This is a genomic window from Vibrio sp. L5-1, assembly GCF_021728315.1.
Classification (GTDB): Bacteria; Pseudomonadota; Gammaproteobacteria; order Enterobacterales; family Vibrionaceae; genus Vibrio; species Vibrio splendidus_K.
On sequence record NZ_JAKKCQ010000001.1, the window covers coordinates 809,692 to 829,808 of the forward strand.

Genomic DNA, 20,117 nt, shown 5'->3' on the forward strand with positions numbered 1-20,117 from the left:
CGCCCTTTGTAACGCAAGCACACAGAGGATAAGGTTTCGCCTTTTGCCCCCATTAGCTGAAGTATCACAAAGTCTGAGGTCTACCAATCGATTTCCTATCATTCTCAACTCATTTTGGGGCAAAAACAAGCTAGCAAAACAACACCAACCCACCCCGCTTTCATAAATAAAACGTTTAATAATTTGAGCCATGATTTATTGCACTTAAACGTGGCCAAGAACCATTGGACGATAAATTCAAAAGCCTCATTAGCAACTCAAAACTCTCACTAACATCTGTATTCCTCCTCACACTGATCTATTTCCCTCTTTTCGAAGTACAAGTTATTAATAGTTCGATATAAATCGCTCTAATGTTTGAAATTGTTGTCTACAGTTTTATAGAGCTTGTCGCTTCAGTAATTGCCACAAGTAACGACACCTTTTGATAGTAAGTTTTGGTTATAAGGAAAGGAAATGGAAAGCCCAATTGTCACACTCACACATGCCAGCAAAAGCTTTGTTGATGGCAAAGATACCCATCACGTGCTGGAAAATGTCGACTTCGCTTTGGCGACAGGGGCAAGCGTGGCTTTGACAGGGGCGAGTGGCAGTGGAAAGAGTACTCTGCTGAATATCATTGCGGGGTTTGAACCTCTATCAGGTGGCGAATTATCTGGTGGAGAATTGTGGCTCGATAGAGAGAACACATTGGATTGGAAAGACCCACAGTGGAGCCGTTTCCGCCATCAAAAATTGGGTGTTATCTTTCAACAGTTCAACTTGCTAACGCCACTCAACGTAAAACAAAACATCGCCTTCCCTCTTCATTTAAATCAACAGAAATGGAGCGACTGGTGCGACTATTTAGTTGATGCATTGGGTATCAGCGATCTACTCGAAAGACACGTATCTGCACTCTCTGGCGGTCAGCAACAACGGGTGGCAATAGCGCGTGCACTTGCCCATAAACCCAAGCTACTGCTTGCCGACGAACCCACAGGCAACCTCGACCACAAAGCAGGTTTAGAAGTAATGAGGCTGCTGAACGAAATCACCACACAAGGCAACACTGCTGTGCTTTTGGTCACGCACAGCTCGGAATGTGCCAGCTTTATGCAGACAAAATTGGTGTTAGATGATGGTTGTTTAAAGAACACGGATCTAACCCTAAGAGCAGCAGCGTTGTGAGTAATCCAATGAAGCAAACTGGCTTCGCTCAGAACCAGCTCACCCATACCAAACTGACTCTGAATCTATTCGCAGCGCACTATCGTCAATCACCACTACAAGCCGCAGCGATTCTGATCGGCATTGTGTTAGCGGTCACCTTGTTTGTCGCAGTGCAAGCCATCAACCTCAATGCCAAGCGCAGTTATGCAGAATCGACCGAGCAACTTAGCGCTCAAGCGCAGAACCTTATCATTCCACCAGCAGGGCAAAACTATTTGCCGGAATCGCTCTACTTCAGCTTAAGACAAAGTGGATTAAGCGCATCACTGCCCGTGATTGAAGGACGAGTGAGAGACGAACAAGGTCGACGTTGGTCAGTTCAAGGCAGTGAGTTGATCGCCGCCCTCACTTCAAGAACTCGCCACTCTCGCGTCGACGAAAGAAGCAATACTCAAACCAAAGAGCCAAACATTTCCCTGTTCGACAATGTCTTACCTTTGCCGCAACTCTTAGCGGGTGAACCCATTGTGATGATGAGTCAATCTCAGCACCAGAGTTTGGACGAAGTGGACACGCTCACTTTGGATGAAGTACTCACCAAGGTTGTGGTACTGCCAGATGAATGGCAACTGGGTAGCCGAATGTTGATGGACATTGGATTCGCTCAGCAATTGCTTAACAAGCAAGGGCAACTGAGCTATATCGCTATTTTTGACACCAAGAGCGACACTAAGAGCGACATTAACAGCAATACTCAGGATAAATGGCAGAGCCTCATAGGCGAGCAAGGGCAATGGATTTCCAACAACCAAAGCACGGATCTCGGTTTAATTACCGACAGCTTTCACCTTAACCTCACCGCCATGAGTTTGTTGGCGTTTTTGGTTGGCCTATTCATCGCTTACAACGGTGTGAAGTACAGTTTGCTGAAACGTAATCGGCTGTTGGTGCAAATTCAACAAGCCGGCATTGCGCCAAGCATCGTGTTTTCAGCTCTGTTAGTCGAGCTGACTGTTTTAGTCACACTGGGCGCGTCGCTTGGTTTCATTCTCGGCATTCAACTCAGCCATTGGCTACATCCAACTGTCGCGATAACGCTTGAGCAACTTTATGGTGCAACACTGCTTCCCGGTACATGGCAGTGGCAATGGTTAGTGCAGGCACTGCTACTCACGCTGGCCGCAACGCTTGTCGCGTGTTGGCAACACTTTAAACAGCGGGTGCGACAACCCCTCTCTTCCCATGGCGGTTTCTATCAAGCGCCAGAAGCGTCTAACGAAAATCAGCTGTTTATTATCGGGTCAGTATTAACCATTGTCGCGTTAGCAGGGTTATGGCTGAGCGAACATCATCGCTTCACCATGGCATGGCTCGGTGTGTTAGTGGTGTCGATTCCTTTGTACCTGCCCAAAACACTCAGCGTGCTAGCGAACTGGAGCGAAAAACGCACCCAATCGGGATTGATACAATATCTGTTTGCTGAGCTACGTGAACTTATCTCCCCTCTTTCCCTTGCCATGATGGCGCTGCTTCTAGCGGTTACCGCCAATGTGGGGATGAATACCTTAGTCGGCAGCTTTGAATCTACGTTAAAGCAATGGCTTGAACAGCGCTTACATGCCGATATTTACGTTAGCCCTGCCCAAGCTGAAATCGCGAATGTGGAACGTGCGTTAGAGCAGTTTGATAATGTTGAAACCGTTTATAAGCAATATTATGTCGACGACAACTTGCAGGGCTTACCGACTTTGCTCGGTACCAAAGACAAAGACACACTTGAGCAAACCATGGTGTTCCAATCCTACCTTGATGACTTCTGGACGCGCTTTTACCAAGGTGAATTCGTGGCAATCAGCGAACCTACGGCGGTGAAGCTCGGCTTGTCCCTTGGAAGCCAACTCAAGCTCGACGCGATCCAAGACAAAACACTCATCGTCGGGGCGATTTTCCACGATTACGGCTCACCGAATGGCGAAGTGTTACTTGCACCTAATTTATGGCTCGAAAGCGGATTTACTGACTTGCCCACCAGCTTGGGAATCAAAGTATCTGGCGATCCACAAGCGGTTTATGAACAACTTCGCCAACAACTAAATTTGCACCCTAGCCAGCTTTACGATCAGGCACAGATAAAATCGATCGCTTTAGATATCTTCTCACAAACCTTTGCCATCACTAGGGCGCTTAATGGCGTCACCTTAATGGTCGCGGTGATTGGGTTGTTCTGCGCCTGTTTCATGTTGCTCGATGCACGCAAAGCCGCCATTGCAAGGCTGTATGCGCTCGGTGTTAGTCAGAGAAAATTGATGGTGATGGTAGTCGCGCAAATCGTTGTTCTGGTCACCTTCACTCTGGTTATCGCCTTACCACTCGGCGCTATGGTCGGTTATGTGTTGACGGACATCGTCACCCTGCGCGCCTTTGGTTGGAGCTTAAATTACGTATGGAGTTGGAGTGACGCACTCAGCATCGCAGCCATCACCATTTTAGTTGCTGTGTTTGCGACCTTGATTCCACTGTGGAGTTTGGTCAGCAAACCCGTGGTATCCAGTTTACAGAGCGAGGTGTTGTGATGACTCGACCAACAAGAGCTTTCGTTCTCACACTTGGCATCTTGCTCCTTTTAGGGTGTGAGGAGTCCACACAACAAACCGCTCAGAATATGGGTTCGATACTCGGTACTGGAACACAAGCCGAGAATGAAACGGCAATCGATCAAGCGCAATTTTCTCCGGTAGTAAAAGGTATCAACATCACCTTCCCTGCCGACCACCAAGCACACCCAAGTTTTCGTCATGAATGGTGGTATTTAACCGCTAACCTTATCGATGAGAATGGCAATGCTCTCGGCGTACAATGGACACAATTCCGCTTCGCGGCTGCCCCAAAGGATAGCTCGAATAGCACTAAGGAAACTACGTGGCAAAGTCAGCAAATCTACATGGCACACAGCGCAGTCACCACCAAAGACAGACACTACGCCGATGAGAAGTGGTCACGCGACCAAGCTGAACTCGCAGGTGTAAGCGCTTCACCATTTCGGGTCTATCTCGATGACTGGCAATGGACATCGTCAAGTGATGATCTGTTCCCCGCAACCTTGAACGCTAATTCCGGTCAGTTTGGCTACTCGCTTAAGTTAACCAACAACGCGCCTTATCAAAAGCAAGGCGAACAAGGCTACAGCACCAAAAGTGGCGATGGCAAAGTAGCTTCCTATTACTACAGCCAACCATTCATCGATGTATCAGGCGAAGTAACCATTGATGGCACAACACATCAAGTGTCTGGCAAAGGTTGGATAGACAGAGAGTGGAGCTCTCAGTTCTTACTCGACTCACAACAAGGCTGGGATTGGTTTGCGCTAAGGCTGAGTGATGCAACCAGCTTAGTCGTGTTCCAACTGCGAAACTCAGCAACAGGTGAAGCCAGTTATTCCCATGCAAGGTTAATGCAGCAAGATGGCTCTGGCATCGCGATTAAGCAACAAGACATCAACTTAACCGCCATCAAGCAAACGGAAATCGATGGAAGTGACTACCCAACAAAATGGCAAGTTTCAATTCCAACTCAACAAATCGAACTGACCGTTTCAGCTCTCAATCCAAATGCCAAAATGCCGCTGTCGGTTCCCTATTGGGAAGGCCCGGTCTTAATTGAAGGAACTCACCCTGGTACAGGCTACATGGAGTTGACGGGGCATTAATCAAAAAAGCAGCGTAAAGAGCTATCCACCTTTATGCTGCTTCATCACTCTATTCAAAGTAAACAAATGAAAGAGATTAAATCGCCAATAGATACGACTTAACAGACGCAAGACGTAAAGTGGCCCCACCAATAATGTCTATAAAACCGAGTATAGGGTAAGGCTTAGACGCACTGATCCATGCTGAGCCTGTCGCGCCAATCGGTATTTTTTTCATCGTTTCTTCATCAATTTCTAAAATAACGGTTCGACCAATTGCTGGAGAGCCCCTTTGAATGTGTGCCGAAACTCGCTGCTCTTGTGGGAGTAAATTTCCTTGAGCCTCACCGGTTGCTTTTACTTTGCTGTGAACTCGAGAGCGGAAAATTTGCCCCGGAAATGTATCAATAAAGAACTCACTAAACTGACCTCTTTCGATATTGGCAAACGCTTGATCAGGGATACGCATTTCGACAAATTTCTTCGATGTATCCCACACATGCAGAGAACCAACTCGAGATCCATCAGCAATAAAAACATGGGTGATCATGCCATCAAACGGAGCTCGAACCGTAAGGCGGTCAAGGTCAAACATCAAGCTTTGTTTCTTAGCGAGCAAGCCATCTTTCTTTGCGTGCAACACGTTCAACTCAGCCATAAAAAACTCAACGTTGTCTTGAGTTTCTTCTAACTCTTTAAGGCTAACATGTTGCTCTAAGTTCTGGTTACGCGATAGGTTTCGCTTAGCTTGGGCCACTTTCACTTCTTGAGCTTCAATGGTTCTATCAATTTCAATCAGACCAGAATCAACCTCAGAAATCGACGCAGAGATCAGATCATCTTTGAGAGTGTAAAGCACTTCTCCTTTTTTCACATCGCGATTATGGTCAACGTATATTTTGTCGATGTGTTGGCCAAGCGCTGGAGAGAGTACTGCATGAGGTGCTTTGACAGTGGTTGAATTGGTCAAATCAATCGGAGAATAGAAACGATGGCCGACAAACAAACTCACCAGTAACAGCAAGCCAATCACAACAGACACAAAGTAATTCTTAGGGGTTCGTTTGAGTACATTAAATTTGAATAACAACCAAACCACTAATATGTAGGGGAGCATGATCTCTTTCATTGCGAAGCGCCTCTAATCCACTGTTGTAATTTATCCCAGTCCGTCACAATCGCGAGCACCGCAATAATCCAGAGCGGTTTGTAAAACATGCCCAATATGCACAGCCAAAAAATCAACTTGGCCTGAGCCAAACCACGCTCTTTAGCAAGGTGTTTGGGAATAGAATGGACATACCATAGCTTGCTCAATGTCCATACAAGGATGCCCAATGTGACTGCCACAATGAACCACATGAACAACGTCGATTCTAGAATGTTATAGACCGAAGGATACGCATCGTAAACCAAGGTAGTTGGATGAATCTTCATACGATTTCCTAAATTATCATCCCGTCTCTAAGGCAAAGCCATTGGGACTATTCCAATCACTTAAGTACTTATGCACCTATATATTTATGCACCTATATACTTATGCGCTTATATATTTACGCACTTAAGTACTGAGCCCGGAATGAACGAAAAAAGCCGTCTATCAATACCCATTGTCATCGGTATCAATAGACGGCATACACTTTATTGTTCTAAGTACTTAACACGAACTTCTTTGATTTTGCCGTCAAATTTGAACGGCATATCATCATAATAAGCTTGTGATACTGGCGAGCCTAAATCAGAGCCAATATCAAACCCATCATTGAATGAGAAGAACGAAGGCGCTGTTTTTGGAACCACACCAGAGGCGAACGTTTCACCATTCACCTTGATGGTGATATCGAAAGGCGTAAACGGCCCCGGCTTAGTCGCTTTAGATTCAACTTCTATCGTCACTTCACCTTCTGGTAACACTTTCTCAGATTGGATATGTGTGTGTTCCATCAAAAACAGGTTGTACTCATAATTAAGTTTTCCGTCTTTCACGTACACCGTCATACCACCTGAGAATGCACCGACCGCGTAGAGCACACCATTCGTATCAGGAGTAACCACCGCATCAAACTCGACGAGCGTAGAACGGTTGCCGACTTTTGGTGCTGCAATTTCAGGGATTCTGGTGATTTCATCAGGATACGTCCATTGCGTATATTTACTCTCTGGCGCATCTTGCGGGCTGTGTGCTGCAGTAGACCATAATGATCCACCAATCGGGAATGCTTTGTTATCCTGCGCTTCTTGCTTGAAAATCGCCTTCATTTCTTCCAGTTTTTCAGGGTACTTATCAGCCAGATCAACCGCTTGAGACCAGTCCTCATCAATGTGGTATAGCTCCCATTTATCCGTCTCAGGACTCCACTCTCTAAAACCTTCGGGCATACCTTGAACCCAAGGAGCTCTTGGCCCAAACGCACTCGCAAACCAACCATCATGATAGATACCGCGACTGCCTAAGATCTCAAAGTATTGGGTTTTCTTCTGCCCTTTCACATCCGCATCGTCAAACGAATAAGTCATGCTTTTACCATCGATTTCATCTTGAACATGACCGTTGACCACTTTAGGTGGTGTAATGTCTAAGATGTCGTAGATAGTAGGCGCGATGTCGTTAACGTGATGGAATTGCGAGCGTGGCGTCGCATCGGGTTCAATTTTCGCTGGCCAACGCACCGCAAGAGGTTGACGTGTTCCACCAAAATGAGCCGCAACTAACTTGGTTGATTTATAAGGGGAGCTGCCTGCCCAAGCCCATGCCGCATGCGCCATGTTCTCGAATTTAGGACCGCCTAACTCATCAATTGAACCGACCTTGTTCATCGCTTCAATTTGTTGCTTTGTCGTGGTTGGAATAGCGTTTTGAGCGAGCAATTCAGCAAGCGTGCCATTTTGCCCTTCCGATGACGCGCCATTGTCACCCCACAAGTAGAAGAAGACAGTGTTGTCTTTGTAGCCAAGCTCATCGATTTCATCGACCAAACGACCAACCTGAGCGTCGGTATGCTCAATGAAGCCGGCGTACACTTCCATTAAACGTGCTTGGAATGCTTTTTCATCTTCAGGTACATCGTCCCACGCAGGCATACTTTCTGGCCTTGGTGTTAGCTGCGCGTTTTCAGGAATCCAACCCATTTTCTTGGCTTTTTCGTATACGTCTTTTCTGTATTCATCCCAACCAGCGTCGAATTTGCCCTTGTACTTATCAGCCCATTCTTTGGTTACATGGTGAGGGCCGTGTGCCGCACCACTAGACCAATACATCATGAAAGGTTTGTCAGGCTGTAAAGACTTGTGCTGACGCATCCACTTGATCGCTTGATCCGCAAGATCTTCACTCATGTGATAGCCTTCGCGGTGGATTTTTTCTGGATCAACAAACGTGGTGTTTTCCACCATAGTCGGTTCATATTGAGATGCACCAGCACCAACAAACCCATAGAAATATTCAAAACCATAACCCGTAGGCCAATTATCAAAAGGCCCCGCAGCTGTGGAATCTAACGGGTGAGTGTTGTGCCATTTACCAAAAGCAGAGGTTGAATAACCGTAGTTTTTAAGTACTTCAGGAAAGGTCGCACTGGTTTTCGGGATCACCCCTGCATAACCATCCCAATCGTTAGCGTATTCCGCAATAACACCTGCGCCAACACGGTGATGGTTTCGACCAGTAAGCAATGAAGCTCGTGTAGGCGAACACATCGCTGTCGAGTGGAAACGGTTGTAGGAAATACCTTCACCAGAGATTTCATCTAATGTAGGCGTATCGATTGGACCGCCGTAAGTCGACGTTTGGCCAGGACCTACATCATCAATCATCACGATGACGATATTAGGAGCATCTTCAGGTAGATGGTTGGAAATAGGACGCTTGTTATGAGTAGATTCAGCAAGAGTATGTTTGGCCACCGAGGTCGATGGCTGACTAGGAAACGGTAAGACCTCTTGTGCGACAGAACCCGCAGCAAAACAAGACATCATGATGGCACTAAGCTTTTTCATTCGGACACCTTTGAGAACAGGAATTAACTCCGGTCTACCTGTTGTGCTAAAGACATCCGTATACCGTCATTTAGCGAAGCAAAATAGATCAGAGATGTAAAACTCAATGGCGAGGGGTCAAAGAAAATAGCCTCAGCACCAATGTAGTTTTTCAGTGCTAAGGTTATTCAAAAGGGGGATATGCAGGTAGAGCGTGGCGTTTATATCAGCAATAAGTGGGGTTTATAGTACTAATCCGCGCATTCTAGGTGGGCTCGAATCGCTTCTCTAACTTTTATGTGGTTTTCTGTTTTTTGATAGCGTCGATGGTAAGCCAGACAGTATTCCAATGGCTTATGCTCTATCGGGTTTTCCAGTACTTGAAAATTTAAACGCTCTTGCCAATTGAGTGCAAGATGTCTAGGCACGATCGCAACTCTATCGCTGATGGTGACATCAAGCAGCATCGCTGAAATTGAATGGGTCTTGCATTGGATATTCCTACTTTTTGGACTCTCCAAGCGGATATGTTCGAATCCATCCATTCCTTTCCATTGGGTGGCTAATGCGACATGCCCCTCTTCATAGAATTGATTCCGTGAAATATGACCATGAATTCTTGGATGGTCACGACGGCACACAATAACGGTCGATTCGCTGAATAACGGCTCAGTGACAATGGAGTGGTCTTTGACCATAAATATGCCCACGGCTAAATCGACAGATAACGATTTAAGTTGGTGCAGCAGTATTTCCTGATCTAATGGAGTATGTTCTATCATCATTGACGGTAGAACGGGCAAATCCAATGCCAGCGCCTCGTTCACATAAACCGAATAAGTAAAACGCTCACTCAAGGCATTTTGTATTTCATCAAACCCAACGCGAAATCGAGCGGCTAAACGAATGGCCATCGCGGTCGGTTTCATCGTCCGCCCCTCTCGATAAAACAGGGGCTCACCAATCTCTTGTTCCATTCGCTTTATAGATGCACTCACCGCAGGTTGTGTGATACCTATGGTTTCAGAGGCTTTGGTATAAGAGTGATACTGGTAAACTTCTAAGAATACTTTTATCAAATTCAGATCAAAATCCATGGTTTACCTTCTTACTCCGCAGCAATGTTTGTATTTTATACCACTTCCACAAGAGCAAGATTGATTACGACCAATGGTCACAGAGCTTTTGCTTACAACTGCTGTCAGCTTCACATCTTGATAAGCCAATGCCCACATGATTTCATCTGCAAAACGACCAACAGATAATAGCCTACGCATTTCTTTCATGTATTGAGCACTGTACTCGAAAAATTTTCTATAGCCTTGGCAAAAATAATTATGCCCTGGATGTCCGCTTGAACTGCGTTCAAAACGATGTTTTGGACACCCTCCATTGCAGGCAAACTGAAATGGGCATTTCTTACAGTCGGGAGTCAATGTTGTTTGTTTTTGTAGACCGAATTCAATGGCTTGCTGGCTGTTATTGCATTCAGAAATCGATTTATGATGAATATTGCCCAAACAATGTTCTGGGTATACATAATGGTCGCAATTGTATAAGTCCCCGTTCGCCTCAAGAGCAAAAGCATGACCACAACGTTCAGTAAAATGACACATTCCAGACTGCTGTCCGCACCAAGCACTCAACGTACTATCAAACATATTCACAAAAATGGAGCCCACATCTTTGCGTACCCATACATCAAAAATATCACAAAGAAATTCGCCATAGGCTTGCGAAGGCACCGACCATGACGTGACTTCTGCTAAAGGCTCATCGGGTAAGACAAGTTTTAAATCCGTTTGAGAACATGTTTGCTTCGTTCGTTCGACCAACGGAATAAACTGAATATACGTTGAACCAATCTCTTTCAAATGCTGATACACCCGCTTTGGATGTTTCACATTTTCATTATTGACGACGGTAAGCGTATTAAACTCAACACCATGCTTTTTTAACAATTCGATACCTTGCATAACTTGAGCATGTGTTTGTTTACCCGAGCGGGTGACTCGGTAAGCATCGTGTAAATCTTGCGGCCCATCAATGGACACACCGACTAAAAAGTGATGTTTTTTGAAAAACTCACACCAAGCATCGTTAAGCAAAATGCCGTTGGTTTGAAAGGTGTGTTCAAGTTTTTTTCCCTTTCCGTACTGTTCACATAACTGCATGGCTTTTTCAAAAAACGCGAGCCCCATCATTGTTGGCTCACCGCCCTGCCAAGTAAATTGAACATGGTTGTTGCTTTGAGCTTCAATGGTCTGCTTTATATAGGAACTTAGCGTGTCATCACTCATTCGCCAGTTTGTTTGACGTTCAGGATAGAGTTGGTGTTTTTCAAGATAGAAACAGTAACTGCAGTCAAGATTACAGACAGAGCCGGTCGGCTTGGCCATTACGTGACAATTGTGAGGTGCTTGCATGAGTGAACCTTATAGTCAGCCCATCCATTGTGGCTAATTAGTGAGAAGCGTCCATAAGTGTGTATCACCATTCTATAGGTTCAGTTTCTGGCTAAATAGTCGGTGGTGGTTACATTTACTATAAACAGGATTTATAGTTCATGCCTCTGAATAGCTCAAATCCACGACCACCGACAAATATCGACACATTTTAGTGATTAACCAAAGCCTTCTTCTGCTCTCTACTCTTATATTCTTCTGCTTTGGTTTTGGTTTTGGGTGAGTTTAAAGTGTATAACTCGGCATCTAGGCTTGTTAAACGAATCAGTGACGATAAGAAAGGGTCACAAAGTGAATACGGTTATCTTCATAACTTCCTGTTGGCTGGAGCGTCACGTTGTCGGCTGTGATATCCGCGGTTCCATTATTTTGATATTGATACGCTAAACCTAACTTGTTGCCAGATTCAAGCTCATACTCACTACCAAACCCAATGCGCCATTGCTGGTCAACGGGCAGTAGTACGTCTCGCTCATTCTCGTTCACTGGAGAAGAGTCGTAGCTAGCGCCGCCATAAATCGTAAACTTATCCATCTTATGCGCTGCGCCAACGCCTACAGAATAGGTCCATGTATATTTGTCGTCATAATCTTCCCAGTTTTCAAGCTTAGCGTTAACCATTACATCGGTTTGTTTGGAAAGAGCATGCTTAAGCCCCAAGTCGATACTAGTAACCCAAGATAAATTCGCGGTTGGATTCACATCTAGCGACGTTTCAATATCAATTTCATGGTCTGTTTTATGGCGATATTGCAGACCCAAGTGTGTATTGTCGCTCAACGTGTAGTACGAGCTCAGAGCAAAAGAAGGAGCAATACTGTCACCGGTAGCAAGTTCTTCCAATTGAGTGTTCACGCCACCAACGACGTCTATTTTCATGTATTGAAGAATCAAAGAACCGCCAAGGGAGAGCTTGTCTGTAACTTGATATGAAACACCAGTTGTAATATCGACGACAGCAATAGCATTCTCTGAAATGGCATTGATTGGATTAGCGCCGACACCATTGCTATATTCAGCACCTAAGCCACCCGCGGAATGAAGACTAATTCCAAGTACCGCTTTCTTATTAACTCTTTTAGCATAAGAGGCGTGAGGTGCGATTAATCCCTTTGAGGCTTCAGTGCTTTCTCCTGAATCATCACGAGTGAACTGGTTGAATACATTGATATACTGAGCGCCCGAAACATACGAGCGATCTTCAATGCCAGAAAGTGCAGCGGCGTTTGAGATTGTTGCAGAAGAGTCAGAACTGTTTGTAACGTTGGCGGCCCCTGCTGTTGCAACGCTTTTGGTTGTCGCTATTTGAGACATGCTTAAGCCAGCACTATTGACCCAAAAGGGGGTAAGAGTGGCACATGCAACCACAACATTGAGAGCGACTTGCGTCATCTTCATTTTATAGATTCCTTAGGATGTTTCGAGAGAATTTTTCGGCGTATCGCACACTTGCAACAAGCCCACACTTGAACCATCCGCAATAAAAGCTAGAGCGTTCACGTAATTAGTAATTAAGTGGCGCCCGAACCTTTCTTGTCATTCAACTCAGCCACAAACTCAATATTGTCTTGGATTTCGTTTAACTTAGACCAATTTCACTTGTAGATTTTCGATGCCCCGATTCATATCCGCATTTAACGTGTCATCACTCATTTAACAATTGATTGGGTGTCCAGGACAGAGTTGGTGTGTTTCGAAATAGAAAAGGGAGTTGCAACCAAAATGACAAACAGAACCCGTCGACCTGGCCATTAATGAAAACGGTCCATATAAGTGTGTTCCACTATTCTATAGGTTCAGTTTTGGTCTAAATAGTTGGTGGGGATTACATTTGCTATAAACGGGGTTTATAGTTAAACCTTACGGCGTCGTCTTTATTCGATTTATATTTAGTGTGATATTAAGCATACGCTTTTGTAACCAAAACTAACTTTTTTGCTTCTTGAGGTAGTTCAGTTGGATACCAACAACTTATGTTGCTCAAAGCCCACTTCACAACTGCGGACAAAAATGAGTTTGCGTCACCCTCGTTCAACACTACAATGGAATTCTCTCAATAGTTAAGGACTGACGATGAAAGAACTTCGCGATTTAGATTTAAACCTACTGAAACTATTGCAAGCGGTTGTAGAAACACGAAACACACATCAGGCCGCAGACAAACTAGGGATATCACAAACTAGCGTCAGTCGTGGTCTAGCTAAGCTGAGAGAAACGTTTGGCGATCAACTATTTATACGTAAGGCACATGGAGTAGAACCTTCTGAACTAGCTGAAAAACTGGCAGAAGCGGCCGATGAAATGTTCACGCCATTGGTTAAAGTCGTTGAGTCTTATCAAAATTTTGACCCTCAACAGTTCACCGGTGAAGTATCGATAGCAATGAACATTTTCCTGCTAGAGCAATACGGTGATGGTATTTTTAGTGAGCTGAGAAGCGTATTACCTAATGCCAACTTCAAACTGGTTTACTGGCAAGAACAAAGCTTGAGTGACATGCTTAATGGCCAAGTTGACTATATGCTCCACTTCGCCCAATTCCCATTACCACAAGAAATTTATCAACATAAATTGAAAGAAATCAAGCTGAGCCTTATTGCCCGCAAAAACCACCCTGTGCTTAGTAACGGCAGTGCTTGGGAAGATATTCACCACCTTCCTATAACTCGGATACTCGCAGATGGAATTAACTCGAAGCGTGCGCCAGTTGAAGACCTTTATTTAGCGAAAGGCTACAAGGCTAATATTGTGTTATCCACTCATAGTCTTCGAGTTTTACTTAACAAGTTAAAACACTCTGATGCCTTTTCATTCGGCAGTACCTTCATGACAGAAAATGAACCAGAGTTGAGTTGCTATCCTCTTCCTGTTGTCCCTAGAGAGATGAGGTCCATTCAAATTAACGGTGGCTACCTACAATCTAAACGTGGCTTCCCATTGAACCAACTGTTGCACCAAGCGATGCAAAGCTTCTTCGATAAAGTGGTGCAACCAGAGAAGTAACTCTTGAACATCAAGTTACTTCATATCGGTCACTTATTTTGGAGCCTTTTGTAAACTAAAACTAAAACTAAAACTAAAACTAAAACTAAAACTAATTGATATGCTTATTGAAGAATAAGCCAATCTCTTTGATAGCATCTTCCGATTCAGGCATGTCCGCAACGAGTCCATTCATATAATCACCATGAGACTGACCATCATAAACGTGAAGCTCAGTCTCAACATCAGCGCTGCGCAGTAATCGGTGCATTCGAACCGTATCACTCAGTAATAAATCACGAGTTCCTGAAATAAAAACAGTGGGTGGAAAAGCATCTATATTTGCGTAAATAGGTGAAATTATTGGGTTATCCAATGCCTCACCATCAGCATATAAATCAAATGTCGCTTGAATTAATCCTTCACGATGACCTAATGAATCTAGCCCCTTCAATGTGTGCCAAGTATCCGATGTTTCTTTCAAATCAACCGCAGGTGTGCCAACAAAAAGCGCTCCCGGAGCCGGTAAATCCATCTCTTGTATTTTTAGTGTCGTTGCCAACGTTAAATTACCGCCCGCAGATGTGCCAAAAATAGCCGTCGATTCTGCTGTTTGAGTTTTCATTAGCTCTTTCCAAACGGCAACGGCATCATCAATTGCAGCTGGAAATGGATGTAATGGTGGCTGACGATAATCAACTGAAATCACTTTTGCCCCTAACCCATTCGCGACCCAAATTGCCTCTCGAAGTGCCGATTCACCCCCACCAAAAACAAACGCGCCACCATGAATATGAACTAGCCACTTATCTTTATATTCAGATGAGACTATTTTGGGCGTGACAAAAAAGGTATCTACTCCTGCAAATTTTTTTGCTTCATACGTTACTTCAAAACGTTCCGCTACTGATTTAGCGAGTTCAACTCCGGGCGCATCAAACATGGACTGAAATTCAAGCCACGCCTCTGTACTTTCAGGGACAGGAATCTCTGGAATACTGCCTCTACCTTCGATCATTTCAGCAAACGTTGTCGATATCCCCACAGGCGTTGGAATCGTGCGCTCAGCCAAGTTGATATCAGCGATTACCGAGGTACTTGAAAGACTAAGTACAAGCGCAGAGACAAGAGTAGTAGGAATTAAATTAGTCGGTATACATTTGCGTAATGTTTTCATTGTGACTCCAAAGGCAACTTATGAACTGCGGTTTGCAGTTTGTTAACGCCATTATTGAAATCAATGAACTTAAAATCGACGAATTAGAGAAATTCAGAATTGGGGCAACAATTGAAGCATTTATGAATTTCTCTAATTCATATTCAACCTCTTCCCACAACCATAAGCTATGAGCAAATCACTACCTTATGGAGGACGTAGTGAACATTCGCGAACCGACAAAGTCACTAGGACCTTACGATGTTGGCCTCAACGAGAAGCTCAAATGTATAAGATTTTAAAACAAGAGAAAACGCTGCTCCTTGGTATTTTGACTGTAATATTCTTCAAGACTTTAGGTGAAAGCATGCTGACCTCAAGTCTCTCAATCTTCTCATATGTCATCACTACCGCCGTCCTCTTTTATGTCTCAATGACCGCCATTTTTGCGGTGGTTCGCCACTCAGACTCCTTAGCAATTAAGTTGGGAGACCCATTCGGCACCCTTATTCTGACATTGTCAGTCATCTCATTAGAAGTGATTATGATCTCTTCTGTCATGTTGACTGGCGATCCAAATCCAGTTCTTGCCCGAGATACGATGTTTGCTGTGATCATGGCGGTATTGAATGGCTTTGTCGGTATTACCTTATTAGTTGGTGGGATGAAGTATCACACCCAGTCCTACAATTTGGATGGCATTAAAGCGTATTTGGTTGCCATTATTCCTCTTGCGATGCTCTGCTTGATCTTGCCAAACTTTACCAGCAGTAATGACAATGGAAACATGTCATTGAGCTTGATGGGCACATTAGTTCTCGCATCCATTGCGTTATATGGCGTATTCCTGTTCGTACAAACACGTAGCCATACTCACTTCTTCATTGATGCCGACAATAAAAGTGAACATGACCACCACGGCCCTGTAAGTAGCAATCTATTTCACACCGTCATGCTAATTAGTTACTTACTCATCGTAATACTTCTGGCAAAAGGTTTAGCCATTCCAATTAACGACAGCATTAGCGTTATGGGCGCTCCGGCAGCCCTTGGTGGCCTTATCGTTGCCCTTATTATTCTCGCGCCAGAAGCAGTTGGTGCCGTCAAAGCCGCTCTCACAAACCAGCTACAGCGTGCTATCAACCTGTTCTTCGGCTCAGTATTAGCAACGATTGCACTGACCGTACCGGCCGTTTTATTGATCTCTGGTGTAATGGATCAGCCCTTGAAATTAGGCTTAGAACCCGCAGAAATGGTGTTGCTGGCCGCTACACTTCTCATGACCAGCGTTAGCTTTAGCAGCGGTAGAACCAACTCGTTGAATGGTGCAACCCACCTTGTCCTCTTCTTCGCTTATTTAATTTTGATGTTCGACTAACACGAAGCACAACAGCCAGATCATTAGATCTGGCTGTTACGTCGTTTGATACCATTAAGGAAAGAGTATGAATGAAATATTATCCGCCATTTGGATACAAGATTTTGACACGCTACTTGAGATCAACTCACTCCATATCTTGCTGCTACTGCTTGCGGTTGTGTTATTTCTAGAGTCGAGTTTTGTGTTTTTGCCTCTCCCTGGGGATGGACTGGTCTTGTTTGTAGGTGGACTAGTTGGATTAGGTGCTGTGGATTTTTATACCGCCCTGACTGCTCTCAGCTTATCGGCTTGTTTAGGTACCATTATCGGTTATCTACAAGGACGCTGGTTAGAAGGTTCACGCTTCATGAACAAAATTGAAGTCGTGCTGCCTGACGATTCATTACCTAGAGCAAGGCGCCTTCTCAATAAATTCGGGTTCCTATCATTGTTCGTGTCCCGCTTTATTCCTTTCGTTCGAGTTCTAACCCCGATGCTGATGGGCATTGCACACCTGAGCTTTATCCGCACTGTCATGATCAGCATGACCAGTTCCATCGTGTGGGTGTTAGCCCTGCTTTATGCAGGAAAGTCCATTATGCGTCACCCGTTTCTACATCAACATCAAGAACTCATCACCAAGTGGTTTCTCTTCACCAGCTTAATGCTGATGGCAATTGCTTTTATCACCTTGTTTATCCGAATAATTCGCAAACGTAATCACATTGCAGTGTAGCCCATTATTATGACCTTAATAACCGTTCCATTACCTAACACTGACGCCGAGCTGCTGTACTCCGAGTTAATTTCAGCAATGCAGACCGGGACTAGTGATGGCATTATCAAACAAATAGAAAGTGCTAACCTGACCGATCTTCCATTCGTGATTAGAAAATTCACCAACGCACAGTGTGAACAGTTTTGGGTGTTACTTTGTACTCAGCAGCCTAATCTGGCTGCTGACTTTCTGGATTACCTAACAGAGCCAGAGCGTGCACTCTTATTTTCAAACCTTCCTATCGACAGTGCGAAAGACATTCTTTTACATATGCGTTCAGACGTTCGCCGATCTCTATTACGTAGCTTACCTAAACCACTTCACAAAGCCCTTGAATCCTCACTACCCGAAACTTGGGAAAACGAAGAAAAATCCGCGATGTCTTTTCCTAATGGTTCCGTGGGGCGAATTTGCAAGAATGAGATAATCAAACTAGAAAGCTGGGCAACCATTTCAGACTTAGAAACCGTCTTGCGTGAAGGCGAGCAAAGCTCTGAACGAATTGAATGGCGCTACATTTATTTACACGACAAACGCGGTAACTACTTAGGTACGGTCAAAACTAGAGAACTGTTTCTCGCTCAATCTTGGGATAGATTGCTCGATCATATTGATACAAGTGTCCCCACCGTACCTGCAGATTTTGATCTCCAATCATTAAAAAGTGTGCTCGACTCTACCTCACACTCTACCGTTCCTGTTATCAACGAACATGGCTTTCAAATTGGTATCGTTGGTCACACCCAGTTAAACCAGGCGTTATATGAGAAATCCGAACAACAACAACGTGAAGCCAGCGGTATATTTGGCGGTGACGAGTTTCGTACTATGCCGCTATTACAACGTAATATCCGACGCCTCACATTTTTGTTGCCATCGGTAATCTTGAGCTATGCCGCGGTATCGATCATCGCTTCCTTTGAACATATTATCGAACAAGTTGCCGTATTAGCTGCCGTTTTACCCTTAGTGGCTAACTTATCCGGGGCCGCGGGCAACCAATCCGTTGCTGTTTCTATTCGAGAATTATCAACAAAGCATATTTCCGCTAAAGACTGGTTGTTTGTCGTCGCCAAAGAGTTACCGATTGGCGCTATCAATGGTCTTGCAATTGGTTTGGTTATTGCCCTACTCATGTTGTTCACCCATGGTCAGCAAAGTCATTTATTACCGGTGTTAGTCGCGGCTGCCTACACGATATCGTCCACTTGTGCCGTCATGATCGGTGGCGCTTTGCCCCTAATTCTCAAGCGCGTAAACCTCGACCCAGCCATGTTATCTAGCCCACTGCTCACTACATTAACCGATGCGATTTCATTCTTTAGTGTTCTATATCTTGCACAGTTAATGCTTCTTTAACTTAGTTAGCTAGTCAATCATTTAGTTAGTCAGCCATTTAGTCATTAATTTGATTCGAGATTAAGCGACACCTAATAATTTAACCACTACCCAATGACACAAAAATCCACCCACATTTAAAGGAAACTGTATGCACATAGAAACGTTATTCACCTATTTAACTCTAACTGTTCTCGGCTTGTTGCCAATGATGAACCCACCAGCCGCTGCCACCGTTCTTCTTGGTTTAAGTAAGGGCCGAGACAAGAGTTATATCGTTTCACAAGCGAAAACCGTTGGGCTTTACCTATTCATCGCCATGTGCATCACCTTTTTTATTGGTGCTTCTGTTTTGGAGTTGTTTAGTATTTCAATTCCGAGCTTACGTTTGGGTGGCGGGATCATCATTTGTGCGATTGGCTTTAACATGCTGTTTCCCAAACCAGAAAGTATGGATGGTAGTGTCGGGCAAGATTCGATTGCTTTAGTGCCCCTTACAATTCCATCACTATGCGGCCCCGGAACAATGGCATTGATCATTAGTCTTGCTGCTGAAATCGCATCTAGTGAAGAAGAGTTAGAAAAGATAAGTATTTATACAGGAGTCATTGGCGGATTTGGTGTCGTGAGCTTAGTTGCCGCTTTTATTCTGAGTATGGCTTACCCGTTACTTAAAGCTTTGGGTCAAAATGGTATTAACGCGTTTACCCGAATAATGGGTTTTCTGCTTATCTGTATGGGTGTGCAGTTCTTTACTATCGGTATTACAGAAATCGTACAAGATATCGGCGCATTGCTGTAATTTTCCATATCAAACCCCGCACTGTAGATTGCTTATTGTGTGGGTTTTTCTGTTGAACAACGGCACCCAGTTTCCACTCCAACAGCCCACAATACCATCCCCCTCAAAATACCCACTCTAATCGCTCGACTTGCTCTACGTTCTTCTATGTAAATGCTCCTCTGAACCAGTAAACATTGAACCAGTATATATTGACGGCCCAGTAAACATTGGTGCCTTTAACGAACATCTTCCCGAGTTTTCATCACAGAGATTCGATAGCAATGTATGGACGTTTAAGGTGGTCACACTGGTGGCTTTCTAGCTGAATAGTACTGTTATACACATTGATAACAGCACGTATCTTTCTGCAAATTTGAGTACTAAATCGTTCACTTCCTCCAGGCTAATACGAACAAAAAAGCTGATACCAACATTATTGGTA

General features: G+C 44.4%; 15 protein-coding genes. 8 read left to right on the top strand and 7 right to left on the bottom strand.

Translation table 11 applies throughout. From position 1 onward, the window contains the following. Positions 1–456 precede the first annotated feature (456 nt). Genes L3V35_RS03340 through L3V35_RS03350 form a run of 3 tightly spaced genes read left to right on the top strand, consistent with a single transcriptional unit; the run spans position 457 to position 4,858 of the window. The gene (locus L3V35_RS03340; protein WP_237298374.1) at positions 457–1,170 is read left to right on the top strand and encodes an ABC transporter ATP-binding protein; all 714 of its coding nucleotides are present in this window, start codon (positions 457–459) and stop codon (positions 1,168–1,170) included. A gap of 8 nt (positions 1,171–1,178) precedes the next feature. Beyond that, entirely contained in the window at positions 1,179–3,725 is a 2,547-nt protein-coding gene (locus L3V35_RS03345; protein WP_237298943.1) for an FtsX-like permease family protein, read from the top strand. Beyond that, the gene (locus L3V35_RS03350; protein ID WP_237298376.1) at positions 3,725–4,858 is read left to right on the top strand and encodes a lipocalin-like domain-containing protein; all 1,134 of its coding nucleotides are present in this window, start codon (positions 3,725–3,727) and stop codon (positions 4,856–4,858) included. Before L3V35_RS03345 ends, L3V35_RS03350 begins: the two co-directional genes overlap by 1 nt. Before the next feature lie 76 nt (positions 4,859–4,934). On the opposite strand, the gene L3V35_RS03355 is transcribed toward L3V35_RS03350, so the two are convergent. The 6 genes from L3V35_RS03355 to L3V35_RS03380 form a co-directional block, all read right to left on the bottom strand. Beyond that, positions 4,935–5,966, bottom strand: coding sequence for a multidrug transporter (locus L3V35_RS03355; protein ID WP_237298378.1), 1,032 nt, complete (start codon positions 5,964–5,966; stop codon positions 4,935–4,937). After that, positions 5,963–6,274, bottom strand: coding sequence for a hypothetical protein (locus tag L3V35_RS03360; protein WP_010432893.1), 312 nt, complete (start codon positions 6,272–6,274; stop codon positions 5,963–5,965). The genes L3V35_RS03355 and L3V35_RS03360 overlap by 4 nt, the downstream gene beginning before the upstream one ends. Positions 6,275–6,478: 204 nt before the next feature. Further along, positions 6,479–8,833, bottom strand: coding sequence for an arylsulfatase (locus L3V35_RS03365; protein WP_010432891.1), 2,355 nt, complete (start codon positions 8,831–8,833; stop codon positions 6,479–6,481). 230 nt (positions 8,834–9,063) lie between these two features. Beyond that, the gene (locus L3V35_RS03370) at positions 9,064–9,909 is read right to left on the bottom strand and encodes a LysR family transcriptional regulator (protein WP_065206740.1); all 846 of its coding nucleotides are present in this window, start codon (positions 9,907–9,909) and stop codon (positions 9,064–9,066) included. Between the two features lie 3 nt (positions 9,910–9,912). Continuing rightward, positions 9,913–11,238: an anaerobic sulfatase maturase gene (locus L3V35_RS03375; protein WP_237298380.1), complete on the bottom strand. Its 1,326-nt coding sequence runs from the start codon at positions 11,236–11,238 to the stop codon at positions 9,913–9,915. Positions 11,239–11,541: 303 nt separating this feature from the next. Next, entirely contained in the window at positions 11,542–12,675 is a 1,134-nt protein-coding gene (locus L3V35_RS03380; RefSeq protein ID WP_237298388.1) for an outer membrane protein transport protein, read from the bottom strand. Positions 12,676–13,350: 675 nt separating this feature from the next. On the opposite strand from L3V35_RS03380, the gene L3V35_RS03385 reads away from it, so the two are divergent. Further along, positions 13,351–14,280, top strand: coding sequence for a LysR family transcriptional regulator (locus tag L3V35_RS03385; protein WP_054545821.1), 930 nt, complete (start codon positions 13,351–13,353; stop codon positions 14,278–14,280). A 91-nt stretch (positions 14,281–14,371) separates the two neighbouring features. On the opposite strand, the gene L3V35_RS03390 is transcribed toward L3V35_RS03385, so the two are convergent. After that, on the bottom strand, positions 14,372–15,436 hold the full coding sequence (locus L3V35_RS03390; protein WP_237298390.1) for an alpha/beta hydrolase: 1,065 nt from the start codon (positions 15,434–15,436) through the stop codon (positions 14,372–14,374). A gap of 265 nt (positions 15,437–15,701) precedes the next feature. Between L3V35_RS03390 and L3V35_RS03395 the strand changes: the two genes are divergently transcribed. The 4 genes from L3V35_RS03395 (at position 15,702) to L3V35_RS03410 (ending at position 19,693) form a co-directional block, all read left to right on the top strand. Beyond that, positions 15,702–16,793 (top strand): calcium:proton antiporter, encoded by a 1,092-nt coding sequence (locus tag L3V35_RS03395; RefSeq protein ID WP_237298391.1) that lies wholly within the window; start codon positions 15,702–15,704, stop codon positions 16,791–16,793. A gap of 67 nt (positions 16,794–16,860) precedes the next feature. After that, positions 16,861–17,511 carry a DedA family protein gene (locus L3V35_RS03400; protein WP_237298393.1) on the top strand — a complete coding sequence of 217 codons (651 nt, stop codon included), beginning with the start codon at positions 16,861–16,863 and terminating at the stop codon, positions 17,509–17,511. Positions 17,512–17,520: 9 nt separating this feature from the next. Then, complete coding sequence (locus tag L3V35_RS03405; protein WP_237298394.1) at positions 17,521–18,912, top strand: magnesium transporter; 1,392 nt, start codon at positions 17,521–17,523, stop codon at positions 18,910–18,912. 130 nt (positions 18,913–19,042) lie between these two features. Next, complete coding sequence (locus tag L3V35_RS03410; RefSeq protein WP_054545826.1) at positions 19,043–19,693, top strand: MarC family NAAT transporter; 651 nt, start codon at positions 19,043–19,045, stop codon at positions 19,691–19,693. Positions 19,694–20,117: the final 424 nt, after the last annotated feature.